Raw genomic sequence first — 13,841 nt, forward strand, 5'->3', positions numbered from 1 at the left:
TTCTTGGTATAGTATACCACACCTTCAAAAATTGTTCAACAAAGTTCACATAACTAACACAAAACTTTCATACGCAGTACATACGGGCAGGGTATTATATAGTTGTCGCAAGGGACAAGACCCACTGAGGAAAGTTCCAAGAGCGGCAGTTGATTTTTGGTATGTAGGCTTTTACCCCAAGCCTTCATATATACAGCTTGTAGATTAATTTCTACTAGCTTCTCCCCTATAATTTTTATTTTTTGGCACCCACAGTTTTCTGTGGGTGTTTTTTTGTCCTGTCGAGGATATCGCAGAACGAACCTATTTTATGACGCATGACGCAAAAAAAGCGGAACGCCCCACACAGAACATTCCGCTTAAATCAAACTATTCTATTTAGTTATATTCAGGGAGCGATTATCTTGCACCCTCAGCAAAGCCACTGTCAACAAGGTCAACAAGACCCTTTACTGCTGCTTCCTCATCTGGACCGTCTGCAATGATCCTGATAGTTGTGCCGCCTACGATGCCAAGTGAAAGGATTCCAAGAAGGCTCTTTGCGTTTACTCTTCTCTCCTCTTTCTCTACCCAGATAGATGACTTGAATTCATTTGCCTTCTGGATGAAAAATGTTGCAGGGCGTGCGTGAAGTCCTACCTGATTCTGTACTACTACGTCTTTTACGAACATACTGATCTCTCCCATTCATTATAATGCTGTTAAACTCCCTAATTAAGGGACTTTTTCAAGATACCCTCAGGTTATTTGATATATTTATTATACTCGACAAGTCTGCCTTAGTCAACGCAAATTTTAGACAAACAAGCGAAAAACCCTCAATTTTCAGCACAATGCTCTAAACTTTGCAACTTTTATGATTAAACTTGTGATATATTCACAACACAGATTTTTACATCATATCATTTTGTACAAATTCATTTAACAATTATGTGAAAAGTGTTGAAAACCAATATCACTTTTTATTCTCTTTTTCTTCTAATTTGTGTATAATAGCCAAATCTTTTTCCGTCAGCGGACTTCTTTCCAACAGCTCAGGACGCTTCAAATAGGTGGCTTTTACAGCCTCCTCACGGCGCCATTTCGCTATCTCAGCATGATTGCCCGATAGAAGCACTTTAGGCACTTCCCTGTCGTGCCACACCTCAGGACGTGTGTACTGTGGATATTCCAGCAGACCATTATAATGACTCTCGTCCTCATAGCAATCCGCCTGCGAAAGCGTTCCCTCCAGCATTCTCACAACGCAGTCCACCAGCACCAACGCAGGAAGTTCTCCGCCGGTAAGCACATAATCCCCCACGGATATTTCTTCATCGACTATTTCGTCAATGACCCTGCTGTCCACTCCCTCATAATGACCGCATAATATAAATATGCTGTCAAGCTGAGAAAGTTCCTTTGCACGCTTCTGGGTCAGCGTTTTTCCCTGTGGGGACATATAGATAACGTGAGGCTTTGCCTTTCCAGCTGTCACCGACTTGTAGCAGTTGTAAATAGGCTCGCACTGCATGAGCATACCCTGTCTTTCACTGTAAGGGGTATCGTCTACTCTGCGGTGCTTGTCCTGAGTGTAATCCCTGATATTATGACACGTTACCGTGAAAATATTCTTAGCCCTTGCCCTGCCTACTACGCTTTCAGAAAGATAATTCTCAAGCATTTCAGGAAAAAGCGTTGCAATATCTATGTTCAAATCAATTCCTCCATATCATGTCAAAAGGCTGGTAAGCCCAGTTTTCCTCAGCGCTGTTCAAATGCTCCTGCACAGAGCCGCCGCTTTTTTCATAGTATCCTATGCCCTGCACAACACCGATAGTCACCACAATAGCGATTATTATCACCACAAATAAGCTCCACAAAGCAGACCTGCGCTTCTTCGGCTTGTTGCCCTCGTTATTATAGTATACCCTCAGACTTGTGAGCATATTGTCAAGCTCCATAAAACTCAGCCCCTCGCCCTTATATGTGTTGGCAAGCCTGTTGAATCCGCTCTCTTTTCTCAGCCTTTTTATAAGCCATTTTTCCTCAGCCCTGGAACTTCTCAGCCGTGGACTTTCATCTATGTATGCTGTAAAAACTCTCTCGATACATTTCAGCGACTTTTCACGGCTGTTCACCTTTGGAAATATCAGGCTGAACATTCCGTCAGAATAATCTCTGACAAGCCTTTCCAAGTCCTCGTATTTGCAGAACTTCATTAATCAAAAAGCCCCTCCAGCGGAGTTATCTTCATCACGCCACCCTCGATATCCGTTTCAGCCACAACTTCAGGTATCGCAGGGATAAGCTTAACGTTTCCCTTTTCATCGGTTATGTGGTAAACATCGTTAGCACCCGTCTGACTTACATCTGTTATCTTGCCGTAGCTTTCACCGCTGTCAGCGTCGACCACTTCAAGACCTATAAGATCCAGAACAAAATAACAGCCCTCATCAAGCTCCACATCGTCACGGTCGATATAAAGCACCCTGTTGCGAAGCTTCTGAGCCTCCTCCACAGTGTCAACGCCCTTGACTTTCATTACAACGATATTCTTTGCAACTCTCGAACGCTCTATCTCCACAGGAGTACCACTCTTATAATATAGTGTGTCAAATCCGCAGAGAAATTCAGGTCCATCACACCATGGCTGTACTTTTATCTCGCCCTTTATGCCGAACACCGATACTATCTTTCCTGCTTCAAGATATTTTTTTACGTCCATTTTGATTACCTCCCGATAACAAATCTTACAGCTTTCTTTTTATAGATTGTAACATATTTTTTTACCCTTTGCAACGCTTTAACTACGCTGTTATGCACATAGCTCAGGATATTTACAAAAAGTTTATTAATTACAATTCGGTTACTCAAAACGAACTTTACGCCCCTCTTTTGTACAAAATCACCATGAAAACCTGTGATTTAACAAAAAATTCACACATAAGAGAGCAAAATGTGTTACAATTTGTAATATATCAGACCGCAGACCAGTGCTTGAAACTGCGGTATAAAAGTTTTTTTGCATATTTTCACTATAAAACACTTGCAAAACATATCGTTTTTTGTTATAATAACAATGTGCAGACATCTGCCCTTATGGGGTAATTATGCCCATGGCAGAACTTAGGTCGAAAATTTTTGCAAGTAGAGGGGAATAACTTATGTCAAACAGATTATTTCAGAGCGTTGTTCATCAGATGCGTGACACTATCGACTGCGTCATAGGCGTAATAGATGAGAACGCAACTATCATTGCCTGCTCTGAGCTTTCACAGGTCGGAACGACTAACGAATTTGTTTCGTTAGATCTGGGCGATTCACACGACATTTTTGTTAGAGACGGTTATACCTATAAGCCATTCGGTGCTCATATGAAACCTGACTATGCTGTTTTCGTTGAGGGAACAGACGAGGTGGCTGCAAAGTATGCAAGCATACTTGCCATTACTCTTTCCAGCATAAAGCAGTATTATGACGAAAAATACGACAGAAACAATTTCATCAAGAACGTAGTGCTTGACAACGTGCTGCCGGGCGACGTTCATGTTAAAGCTAGAGAGCTGCATTTCAGCGCTGACATTTCAAGAGTCGTGCTGCTTATCAGAATACTCTCCACAAATGACGTTTCAGCTTACGATGTTATCCAGAACCTTTTCCCTGACAAGTCCAAGGACTTCGTTTTCAACATCACTGAGAGCGATATCGTGCTTGTTAAGGAAGTGGCAAACGGCGTTGAGTCAAAGGATCTGGAAAAACTGGCACGTTCTATTTCCGATACCCTTTCAAGTGAATTCTATACAAGAGTCACTGTAGGTATAGGAACAGTAGTAGAGGGCGTAAAGGATCTGGCAAGAAGCTTCAAGGAAGCACAGATAGCTCTCGAGGTAGGAAAGGTGTTCGATACTGACAAGAATATCGTTTCTTATGACAATCTTGGTATCGCAAGACTTATCTATCACCTGCCTACAACACTTTGCGAAACATTCCTTAAGGAAGTTTTCAAGAAAGGCTCTATCGAGTCGCTGGATCATGAAACACTTTTCACTATCCAGAAGTTCTTTGAAAACAACCTGAACGTTTCTGAAACTTCAAGAAAACTGTTTGTTCACAGAAATACTCTTGTGTACAGACTTGAAAAGATCAAAAAGCTCACGGGTCTTGACCTGAGAGAGTTCGACCACGCTATCATCTTCAAGATAGCTCTTATGGTAAAGAAATATCTCTCCGCTAATCCTGTCAAGTTCTAAGTCCTACGAGCGAAAAAGAGGCTTGCTTGCCTCTGTAAAACTAAGGCGGTGTAAATTTTGGTAGAGTTTAAAGACGTGTCCGTTACCTATTCAAGCGGTGTGGACGCTCTGAACAAAGTAAACCTGAAGATAAACGACGGCGACTTCGCTTTCGTGGTAGGTCCTTCAGGCGCCGGAAAATCAACACTTATCAAGCTGGTGCTTAAAGAAATAGATGCGACCAGCGGTACAGTAATGGTAAACGGCTTCAATCTGAAAAAGCTGAGAAGAAGAAAGATACCTGCCCTTCGCAGAACTATCGGCGTTGTTTTTCAGGATTTCAGACTTATCCCTACAATGACAGTTTATGAGAACGTGGCGTTCGTGCTGAGAGTGATCGACGCTCCTGCAAAGTACATAAGAAGCCGTGTTCCGTATGTTATAAGCCTTGTGGGACTTTCCGATAAGGCGAAAAGCTATCCGACCGAGCTTTCAGGCGGTGAGCAGCAGCGTGTGGCACTTGCAAGAGCACTTGTAAACGACCCACAGCTCATCATTGCCGACGAGCCTACAGGAAATATCGACCCTGCTCTTTCATATGAGATAGTAGAGCTTCTCAAGGGCATAAACGAGTGCGGCACTACCATTCTTATGGTTACCCACGAGCATGACCTTGTGCGCTATTTCGGAGGCAGAATTATCAACATCAACAAAGGTCAGATCGCCTTTGACGAAGTGATAGGAGGCTCCAATGAAAGCAAGTAGTTTTAGATATCTTATAAATCAGGGCTTCAAGGGCATTTGGAAAAACAGAATGATGACGTTCGCCTCTTTCTGTATCCTGCTCGTTTCCCTGCTTATGGTAGGCACATCAGTGCTGGTTTCCATTAACCTTACAAGAATAATCGGCGGTATCGAGGACAAGAGCGAAGTCATCGTTATCGTAAAGGACGGCACAAGTCAGGCTGATATGCAGACCCTTGAAAATAAGCTCAAAGAGGTCGGAAATATCAATACGGTGAGCCTTTATTCAAAGGACGAGGCGTGGAAAAATATGCTCAAGGGCATGACTGATGAGGAAAAGGATTTCTTCCAGTATGCTGACGATAACCCATTGCCGGACACATACAAGGTAACGGTCAAGGATATCGAGAAGATGAGCGAAACAACCACTCAGATAGAGACCTTTGACAATGTTGACTCAACAAAGTCCCCTACAGCATTTGCTGATATCCTTATCAGTATCAGAAGAGTATTTACGATAGTTGCCTTTGCGGTCATTGTGGCACTTGTTGTGGTTTGTCTGATAATCATTTCAAATACCACCAGAGCAAGCGTTTTCGCAAGACGTAAAGAGATCAACATCATGAAATATGTAGGCGCTACCAACAGCTTTATCAGGATACCTTTCTTTATCGAGGGTATGATAGTTGGTCTGCTTGCAGCCGCAGGCGCACTGCTGCTCACAAAGTTTGCATACGAGGGAATTTACAACATCTTCAATGATGACTTCAAGCTCTGGAGCATTCTCGGTGTTCAGAATTTGTATTCGTTCAAATCCCTCTTGCTCCCTGTTGCAGTATCTTATCTTATCGCAGGCGCTGTTATCGGTGCGGTGGGTACTTCTATAAGCACAGGCAAGCATCTTAAAGTATAATACATTTGCCAAATATAGACATAAGGCAGGCTATGATCCAACGGGGTTTTTAGACTGCCTTTTGTTGCAGTTTAAAGCATATCCTGACATGAGATAAAAAAGAGAGAACGTGCGGGATAATGCGTTAGAGAAAGATAAAAACGTGTAAAAATGGTCTTTTTTAAGACGGAGGACAGGTATGAAAACAGGTATATTCACAATGAAGCGAGTATTGGCTTTCACTATCGCCGTAGTCGCTTCCATGACAATGCTTGCAGGCGGCACACAGCCGGTCATGACAGCACAGAACGCTTCTGCAGAAAGTCAGGCAATAAAGAACAACAAGAAAAAAATATCCTCTGCCAAGGATAAAATAAGCGAGCTTGAACAAAAGCAGGCTGACCTTGACAAGCAGATAAACAGCACAAAGGACGATATCTCCAAGGAGGAAGAAAATCAGAAAGCTATCCAAGAGCAGATAGAAACTGTTCAGGAAACTATACTGACCCTTGAGGATTCTATCACTGACCTTGAAACTGAGATAGCCGACCTTGAAGAGGCTATCGCAAAGAGCGAAATAAAAATAAAAAACAAGAGAACTGAGATAGAAAATGGCGTTGTTGACTTCAAACAACGTCTTAGAGCAATGTATGTTGCCGGAAATAGTTCATACACCGATATTCTTATTGGTTCGACGGACTTTTATGATATGCTTATGAAAATAGAGCTTGTCAAAAGAGTGGCTGACCATGACAACACCATGATCGACGGACTTGTTGAGCTTAAAGGCGAGTATGAATCTCAGGAAGCAGAGCTTGAAGCCAACAAGACTGACCTTGAAACTAACAAAACTACCCTTGAAGAACAAAAGGCCTATCACACTGAGCAGAAGAAAAAGCTTGACGACCTTTATGCAAAAAGTCAGGCTGTTATCGACCAGCTTGAGGAAGATAAGGCGGCTTATGAAGCCAATAAGGAGCAGATAAACAAGGAGCAGGAAGACTTCGAGACACAGCTCCAGAAGCTTTACAAGGAGCAGGAGCAGATCAAAAAGAAGGAAGAAGAGGAACGTAAGAAAAAAGAAGAGGAAGAACGTAAGAGAAGAGAGGAAGAAGAACGTAGACAACAGCAGCAACAGCAGAATAATAACGGCAATTCTTCATCTTCTAATGCAAACGGCAACACCTCTAACAGCGGTCAATCTTCTACCAATAACGGTGACTACAATTATACCGACAAGAGCCAGTTTACATGGCCTGTGCCGGGTTATTATCATATTTCCTACGGCGTGGGTTGGCGCTGGGGCGCTTATCACAAGGGTATCGACATCTGGTCTCCTGGAATAAGAGGCGCAAAGATATGCGCTGCCGCTGAGGGTACTGTTATACTCGTCAGCAACACCTGCACACACGATTATGGCAAGAACGGCTCATGCGGCTGCGGCGGCGGATATGGAAACTACTGCATAATCGACCACGGCAACGGCTACTGGACCCTTTACGGTCACTCACAGTATATGAGCGTAACACAGGGTCAGCACGTCAACAAGGGCGACGTTCTGGGTATTGTCGGCTCAACAGGATATTCAACTGGCGACCACCTGCACTTTGAGGTGCGATTGAACGGCGTGGCACAGAATCCGTCAAATTATGTATAAACAGGCAATGCCGAAAGGTCTTGCCCCACAACCAAAGGAGTCTTTTATTTCATGAACAGGCTTTACAGCTTAAAACGTATTCTCACTTTCATTATCGCATTCGCTGTTACCGCTGGTATTGCAGGAAGCAGCTACAATTCTTCTTTGAAGATAACCTCAGCGGACACTGAAAGCTCGCAGGGGGAGGACTATAACTATACTGATTCTGTGGCTGACGGAGGTCAGCAAAGCGATGAACAAACAGAAAATGACGATAATTCTCAGGAGGAGTCAACAGGTTTTGACATCACACAGTATGCAGAACAGCTTAGAGAGCTATCAAAAAAGCAGACGGAAATAAACGAACAGCTCGACAAATATGATGAGGACATTGAGAAAAGCGAGAAAAAGCAGAAGCTTCTGAAAGAAAAGATAGATTCTATAAATGACGAAATAGACGTTCTCAACTCTTACATGACCGCACTGGAGCTTCAGATAAACACCAATCAGCGAAATATCGATAAGAAGCAGGCTGAGATAAACAAGGGCATAGAGGACTTTAAACAAAGATTAAGGGCAATGTATATCGCAGGGTCGGACAGCTACACCACAATGCTTTTGGAATCAGACAGCTTTTATGACATACTCATGAGATTAGAGCTTATAAAGCGTGTGGCACACCATGATGACACTATCATTGATAACCTTATAAAACTTAAAACTGAATATGAGGATATGCAAAAGACCCTTGACAAACAGAAAGCCGAGTATGACGCTCAGTACACACAGTATACACAGCAGAAGGATATGCTCAGTCAGCTTTACCGCTCCAGTACAAAAACACAGCAGGAGCTTAAAGCTAAGCAGAAAAAGCTCAGAGAGCAGAACGAAGCCTATGAGGCGGAGCGTGAGCAGTTTGAGGGCAGCCTTTCCGGCATACTGAAATCGTCAGGCTCAGGCGGAACAGCAAGAGATAACGAAGTTTCCGCCACAATGGCACTTGCAGATGTGAAGCTTGAGGAGCTTCACAAGGAGATAAATGACCGCCTTGACAAGGGCGAAAAGCTTGGAGATACCGAGCCTGATTACTACTTCGCATGGCCTGTTCCGGGGGCTTACTCCGTATCATCAGGCGTGGGCGCACGCTGGGGCTCATATCACACGGGTCTTGACATTCCTGCGGCTCACGGCACGCCTATTCACGCTTCATGCAGTGGCAAGGTCATAAAGATTAACACCACCTGCACTCATGACTACGGCAAGGAGGAGTCCTGCGGCTGTGGCGGCGGTTATGGAAACTATGTTATCATCGACCACGGCAACGAGTTCATCACCCTTTACGGACATCTCACAGAGGTAGATGTGGAGATAGGTGACGAGGTGAAAAAAGGCGACGTTATCGGCAAAATGGGTTCGACCGGCTTTTCAACAGGCGACCACCTGCACATTGAGATACGCTATCAGGGTTATATATTGAACCCTGCGTTCTATCTTGATGTTACACAATAAAAAAATCGACCTCTTATGGAAAAACATAAGAGGCCTTTTTTATCTTATTTTGAAGCACTCACACGCTTACAAAGACGTGAAATAATCGCTGTGATAAATCTTGTTCCTGCAGTGCAAAGAAGCATTATCACGGGGATAAATGTGACGATATATCTCGGTGGATTTTCCCAGATAAGGAAAAAGAGTATAACTCCCGTGAGAGTCACTATGCTGAAAAACAAAACAGAGTGGCGATGCTTGCCAGCGGCATAAACTGCACCAAACGCCATTGCTATGAGCATTGCACTGTGATAGCCGTCTACATAGCTACCAAGTAAGCGACTGTGCAATACCTCTCGAAGACCACCTGAGGGTTCGGAGCGTGATAGATATTTGCCATAGGAAAAACCACCGCTGTCCCACGTTCTGGCGACTTTGTGATAAGCCATTTTGCAGGCTTCATAAGGGGTGCTTATGTTTTCAAGGCGGGCTTTTATTTCCCGGATATTCGCCTGCTTTTTGGCGTCATATGTATCAAATGACATTGTGAAGTCAACGTCCTCGTCAACGTGGGTCTTGTATTCGCTGTTAAGGCTCATCATTATCCAGTGTGTAACAGGAAAACGATATCTGTCTACCATTTTTTCATCAGAGATACCCATGGCAAGACCGCCATAGTATGCCGCCTTTGACACGCCAATAAACAGCATAACAGCCGCAAGGCTCAGGATAGCTCCCCTTTTTACACCCATTTTCAGCACAAAAAATATCATCACTGAAATCAGAATTATTGCAATGCTTCCCTTTACAGTGTTTCCAAGTGCGATAAAAAGGCTTGCTATAAGAGCATAGACAACGCTTTTGGTTTTGCTTTTTTCTTTCACCGCAAGGGTCAGATAATAAAGAGTACAGCTTACAAATATCATGCCTGCTGTATCAGAATGAAAAAACGGAGTATAAAGCAGCATAACAGGCATAAGTGCCGAAATAATGCCGCAAAAAAGCCTTTGGCTGTTAAGTTTGAATATCCTCTCCCCTGTGAGAAAGGTCATTATTACGCTAAGTTGAATAAGAATTACGTTAAAGGTCTGCCCCGCATAGATGCTCACGCCACCGGTGAAAAGCTTCCATAAGGCGAAAAAGGGTATCTGCAAATATATCATGCCCCATGCGTTAGGGTATTTTGCAGCATAAATACGATAGCTTTCTTTGATGCTCCCCAGATCCTCACCCATGACAAAGCGTTTTGCGAACTCCCCTGTTATTTTTGGGTCAACCATTTCGTAATTGTAATAAAGATAACGCACAAACAATATCTGCAATGCAAGCAAAATCAGGCAGAAAAAAGCAAATATAAGTCTGACACGCTTTTTGGTAAGCTTCTTTTCACAGCGTTTCAGAGCAATATACAACACTATCGCCGCCGCAAGGAAAAATGGTCCAAGACAAAGCATTCGTATGTTACTGCGTTTTATGTATGAGATAAACACAGTTGCAGTGCAACAGCAGCACACGATCATGCTTGTGACCGCAAAAAATCGGCCGGTTTTCTTCACAAACATTTTTATCTCCTTATTAGGATGTATCCTCATAATATATTTTTTTACATGAGTTCGCCCTGTTTTTTTATTTTGTTCTATATTTCTACATTTGAATTATATCATCAACGGAAATAAGTTTCAATTATTTTAACAACTGAAATTGAAGGAACTTTTTAAAGTTTTTTTAGTGAATAAAACAAAAAAATCGCCGCTCTGTTGCAAAAAACAAAGCAGCGAGTATTAGTATAAGACCATTATTTTGTGCCGAAGATCCTGTCACCTGCGTCGCCAAGACCAGGAACGATATAAGCGTCCTCGTTGAGCTTTTCATCAAGGTTGCCTACATAAATGTCGATATCAGGGTGAGCCGTTCTCAGAGCGTCAAGACCCTCAGGAGCAGCGATTATGCACATGAACTTGATGTTCTTGCAGCCCTTGTCTTTCAAAAAGTCAACAGCCTGTATCGCAGATCCGCCTGTCGCAAGCATTGGGTCACAGACAATAACAAGTCGCTCGTTTATTCTATCAGGGAGCTTGCAGTAATACTCGTGAGGCTCGTGTGTGACCTCGTCACGATAAAGACCGATATGACCGACCTTTGCAGACGGAACAAGTGCAAGAAGTCCGTTTACCATGCCAAGACCTGCCCTCAGGATAGGCACGATAGCAAGCTTTTTGCCGCAGAGCATAGGGAGCTTTCTTGTGGTTATAGGTGTTTTCACCTCAACGTCCTCTGTTGGCAGATCTCTCATAGCCTCATAGCCCATGAGCATTGCGACCTCTTCCACAAGTATACGGAACTCTCTTGTTCCTGTGTTTTCGTCACGCATAAGTGTTATTTTGTGCTTTACAAGCGGGTGATTGATGATATTTACGTTCCCCATTTTTATGATTTCCTTTCATAGTATATTTTAAATTTACATTTTTGTACGCAGTGACGGGTGAATACTGTTCGCCCCTACGTTTTATTATTTCTTAGCTACATTGCCCTTTTTCTTTGAAAGCATAACGTTTGTAAGTATGCCGAGGATAAGAGCTGCGGCAACTTCGGTGAGTGTTATATCACCGAATGTGAGTGTCAGACCGCCGATACCTGCAATGAGGATAACGGACACAACAAAGAGATTTCTGTTATCGTCAAGGTTTGCGTCCTGTATCATTTTAAGACCTGAAACTGCGATAAAGCCGTAAAGAGCGATACAAACGCCACCCATTACGCATGCAGGGATAGAATCAACGAACGCAACAAGCGGAGTGATGAACGAAAACAGCATACAGCCTATTGCTGCCGCAAAGATAGTTATTACAGATGCGTTTCCTGTGATAGCAACGCAGGCAACGGACTCACCGTATGTTGTGTTCGGACAGCCGCCGAACAGTGCGCCCGCGATAGAACCTACACCGTCGCCGAGAAGCGTTCTTGTAAGACCAGGCTCTTCAAGGAGGTCATGGTCGATAATAGAAGAAAGGTTTTTATGGTCAGCAACGTGTTCTGCAAAAACAACAAGTGCAACTGGCACATAGGCTACAAATATAGTTGCAAAATATGTGAAGTCGAACTCTTTAAGACCTTTCAGACCTGAAACAAATGCAAAGTCAGGCAGGCTAACAAATGTTTTCAGTGAAACGCTGCCGTCTGTGAGCATATAGCTGCTGAAAATGCTGAAATCTACTATTTTAAGTGCGTCAATATCACATATATTGCCGATAACAGTGAAGATCGCTGCGGCTGCATAGCCTGCGAGGATACCGATTATAAAAGGTATAAGTCTGAGTGTTTTCTTGCCATATGTTGAGCAAAGCATTACCACTGCAAGGGTGATAAGTCCGCAGATAAGAGCCACATATGACGAGCCTACAGGCACGTTGGATACAGTTTCGATTATCTCAGGTGTGCCGCTGTCGGTGGAGACTGCATACTCTGTTACCTGCTTTGTTACGTCGCCTTTGACGAGGTCGCCGATAGCATTTCCTGCAAGGGAAAGTCCGATTATAGCAACGGTCGGTCCTATTACCACCGCAGGCATGAGCTTATTGAGCCAGCCTACTCCAACAAATTTTACTACTATTGCGATAACGACATATACAAGTCCTGCAAGGAATGCACCGACGATAAGTCCAAGCATACCAAGCTGCATTGAAACGCCGCCTGCAAAAGCCGCCGCCATTGAGCCTAAAAAAGCAAAGGACGAGCCAAGGAACACAGGGCTTTTTCTTTTTGTAAAAAGGATATAAACTATAGTTCCCACACCTGCACCAAACATTGCAGCCGCAGGAGTAAGACCTTTGCCGATAATAAGCGGCACAGCGATGGTCGCCGCAAGGATAGCCAACATCTGCTGAAGTGCGAACACTACCAGTTGACCAGCCTTTGGCTTGTCTGAAACATCAAAAATAAGTTTCAATATAACACCTCATTCATATAAATTTTCTCACGTTTTCCATTTCCGATATAAACAGGAAAACACTTCTTTGCGGTACGTTTTGACACAAACCGCCTTTTTAATTTTAACTTATAACAATATTTTTGTCAATGAGCTAAATGCCGTATTTCAGCAGGATTTTTTGTGCGTAATTGCCCATTTTCTTTGACAAATAAGCCGTTTTGCGTTATAATAGCAATTGATATATTGTATTATGTGAGGTAATGACATGAAAAATTACAGATATGTTCTTTTTGACCTTGACGGCACGCTTACTGAGTCGGGCGAGGGCATAATAAATTCGGCTGTATACGCACTGAAAAAGTTCAGCATAGAGCCTGAGATGAGCACGATGACAAAGTTTCTCGGTCCGCCGCTGAAAGACTCTTTCAGGGATTTTTACGGCTTTGATGATGAAAAATGCGAGCAGGCTGTTAAATACTACCGTGAATACTACACCACCAAGGGCATTTTCGAGAACCGTGTTTACGAGGGAGTGGAAGATTGCCTTAAAATGCTGTCGGAGGCTGGGCTTCACCTTGCGGTGGCGACTTCTAAGCCGCAGGTCTTTGCGGTGAAGATACTGGAGCATTTTCACCTTGCACAGTATTTTGACTACATAGGCGGTGCGGAGCTTGACGGCTCCAGGAGCGTAAAGGCGGACGTTATCGTGCACACTTTGAAAAACTGCGGTGTTAATGACCGCTCACAGGTGATAATGGCAGGCGACAGGCATCATGACGTGCTTGGTGCAAAAGCTCTTGGTATAGATTGTATCGGTATGCTTTACGGCTACGGCACAAGAGAGGAGCTTTCCAAGGCAGGTGCGGTGTATATAGCCGAAACGCCTCTGGAAGCCGCAAAATGGCTTCTGGGATAAATTTGACAGGTGTATAAAAGAGCGAA

The 13,841-nt window shown here is 43.5% G+C and carries 13 protein-coding genes; 6 read left to right on the forward strand and 7 right to left on the reverse strand.

What is annotated here, in order from left to right; all coding sequences use genetic code 11:
- Positions 1–399: 399 nt before the first annotated feature.
- The 4 genes from AB5627_RS08680 to rimM all read right to left on the reverse strand — a co-directional run bounded on the left by AB5627_RS08680 (position 400) and on the right by rimM (position 2,707).
- Positions 400–672: an HPr family phosphocarrier protein gene (locus AB5627_RS08680; RefSeq protein ID WP_022288633.1), complete on the reverse strand. Its 273-nt coding sequence runs from the start codon at positions 670–672 to the stop codon at positions 400–402.
- 283 nt (positions 673–955) lie between these two features.
- Positions 956–1,696 carry a tRNA (guanosine(37)-N1)-methyltransferase TrmD gene (trmD, locus tag AB5627_RS08685; protein ID WP_022288634.1) on the reverse strand — a complete coding sequence of 247 codons (741 nt, stop codon included), beginning with the start codon at positions 1,694–1,696 and terminating at the stop codon, positions 956–958.
- Position 1,697: 1 nt separating this feature from the next.
- Positions 1,698–2,201, reverse strand: a complete 504-nt coding sequence (locus AB5627_RS08690) for a hypothetical protein (protein WP_022288635.1) — start codon at positions 2,199–2,201, stop codon at positions 1,698–1,700.
- On the reverse strand, positions 2,201–2,707 hold the full coding sequence (rimM, locus tag AB5627_RS08695; RefSeq protein WP_022288636.1) for a ribosome maturation factor RimM: 507 nt from the start codon (positions 2,705–2,707) through the stop codon (positions 2,201–2,203). The genes AB5627_RS08690 and rimM overlap by 1 nt, the downstream gene beginning before the upstream one ends.
- Positions 2,708–3,146: 439 nt before the next feature.
- On the opposite strand from rimM, the gene AB5627_RS08700 reads away from it, so the two are divergent.
- The 5 genes from AB5627_RS08700 to AB5627_RS08720 all read left to right on the forward strand — a co-directional run bounded on the left by AB5627_RS08700 (position 3,147) and on the right by AB5627_RS08720 (position 8,992).
- Positions 3,147–4,232 carry a CdaR family transcriptional regulator gene (locus AB5627_RS08700; protein ID WP_022288637.1) on the forward strand — a complete coding sequence of 362 codons (1,086 nt, stop codon included), beginning with the start codon at positions 3,147–3,149 and terminating at the stop codon, positions 4,230–4,232.
- A gap of 57 nt (positions 4,233–4,289) precedes the next feature.
- Positions 4,290–4,976 (forward strand): cell division ATP-binding protein FtsE, encoded by a 687-nt coding sequence (gene ftsE / locus AB5627_RS08705; RefSeq protein ID WP_022288638.1) that lies wholly within the window; start codon positions 4,290–4,292, stop codon positions 4,974–4,976.
- Positions 4,963–5,868: a permease-like cell division protein FtsX gene (gene ftsX, locus AB5627_RS08710; protein ID WP_117896466.1), complete on the forward strand. Its 906-nt coding sequence runs from the start codon at positions 4,963–4,965 to the stop codon at positions 5,866–5,868. The genes ftsE and ftsX overlap by 14 nt, the downstream gene beginning before the upstream one ends.
- Positions 5,869–6,046: 178 nt before the next feature.
- Positions 6,047–7,504: a murein hydrolase activator EnvC gene (locus tag AB5627_RS08715; protein ID WP_243240668.1), complete on the forward strand. Its 1,458-nt coding sequence runs from the start codon at positions 6,047–6,049 to the stop codon at positions 7,502–7,504.
- Between the two features lie 51 nt (positions 7,505–7,555).
- Positions 7,556–8,992, forward strand: coding sequence for a murein hydrolase activator EnvC (locus AB5627_RS08720; RefSeq protein ID WP_278461696.1), 1,437 nt, complete (start codon positions 7,556–7,558; stop codon positions 8,990–8,992).
- 44 nt (positions 8,993–9,036) lie between these two features.
- Here AB5627_RS08720 and AB5627_RS08725 read toward each other — a convergent pair whose 3' ends face one another.
- The 3 genes from AB5627_RS08725 to AB5627_RS08735 all read right to left on the reverse strand — a co-directional run bounded on the left by AB5627_RS08725 (position 9,037) and on the right by AB5627_RS08735 (position 12,917).
- Entirely contained in the window at positions 9,037–10,527 is a 1,491-nt protein-coding gene (locus AB5627_RS08725; protein ID WP_368369798.1) for a glycosyltransferase family 39 protein, read from the reverse strand.
- A 239-nt stretch (positions 10,528–10,766) separates the two neighbouring features.
- Positions 10,767–11,396 (reverse strand): uracil phosphoribosyltransferase, encoded by a 630-nt coding sequence (upp, locus tag AB5627_RS08730; RefSeq protein ID WP_022288643.1) that lies wholly within the window; start codon positions 11,394–11,396, stop codon positions 10,767–10,769.
- 84 nt (positions 11,397–11,480) lie between these two features.
- The gene (locus AB5627_RS08735; protein WP_022288644.1) at positions 11,481–12,917 is read right to left on the reverse strand and encodes a uracil-xanthine permease family protein; all 1,437 of its coding nucleotides are present in this window, start codon (positions 12,915–12,917) and stop codon (positions 11,481–11,483) included.
- 247 nt (positions 12,918–13,164) lie between these two features.
- Here AB5627_RS08735 and AB5627_RS08740 point away from each other — a divergent pair, with 247 nt between their 5' ends.
- On the forward strand, positions 13,165–13,815 hold the full coding sequence (locus AB5627_RS08740; protein ID WP_038671160.1) for an HAD family hydrolase: 651 nt from the start codon (positions 13,165–13,167) through the stop codon (positions 13,813–13,815).
- Positions 13,816–13,841: the final 26 nt, after the last annotated feature.

The sequence above is a fragment of the Ruminococcus sp. RTP21198st1_G1_RTP21198_201120 genome (genome assembly GCF_040924265.1).
Taxonomy (GTDB): Bacteria; Bacillota; Clostridia; order Oscillospirales; family Ruminococcaceae; genus Hominimerdicola; species Hominimerdicola aceti.

What these genes read in the sequence shown, in the direction of transcription:
- rimM (WP_022288636.1), bottom strand. Translation starts at nt 2,707, where the DNA reads ATGGACGTAAAAAAATATCTTGAAGCAGGAAAGATAGTATCGGTGTTC.
- AB5627_RS08740 (WP_038671160.1), top strand. Translation starts at nt 13,165, where the DNA reads ATGAAAAATTACAGATATGTTCTTTTTGACCTTGACGGCACGCTTACT.
- AB5627_RS08690 (WP_022288635.1), bottom strand. Translation starts at nt 2,201, where the DNA reads ATGAAGTTCTGCAAATACGAGGACTTGGAAAGGCTTGTCAGAGATTAT.
- ftsX (WP_117896466.1), top strand. Translation starts at nt 4,963, where the DNA reads ATGAAAGCAAGTAGTTTTAGATATCTTATAAATCAGGGCTTCAAGGGC.
- AB5627_RS08715 (WP_243240668.1), top strand. Translation starts at nt 6,047, where the DNA reads ATGAAAACAGGTATATTCACAATGAAGCGAGTATTGGCTTTCACTATC.
- upp (WP_022288643.1), bottom strand. Translation starts at nt 11,396, where the DNA reads ATGGGGAACGTAAATATCATCAATCACCCGCTTGTAAAGCACAAAATA.
- AB5627_RS08680 (WP_022288633.1), bottom strand. Translation starts at nt 672, where the DNA reads ATGTTCGTAAAAGACGTAGTAGTACAGAATCAGGTAGGACTTCACGCA.
- AB5627_RS08720 (WP_278461696.1), top strand. Translation starts at nt 7,556, where the DNA reads ATGAACAGGCTTTACAGCTTAAAACGTATTCTCACTTTCATTATCGCA.
- AB5627_RS08700 (WP_022288637.1), top strand. Translation starts at nt 3,147, where the DNA reads ATGTCAAACAGATTATTTCAGAGCGTTGTTCATCAGATGCGTGACACT.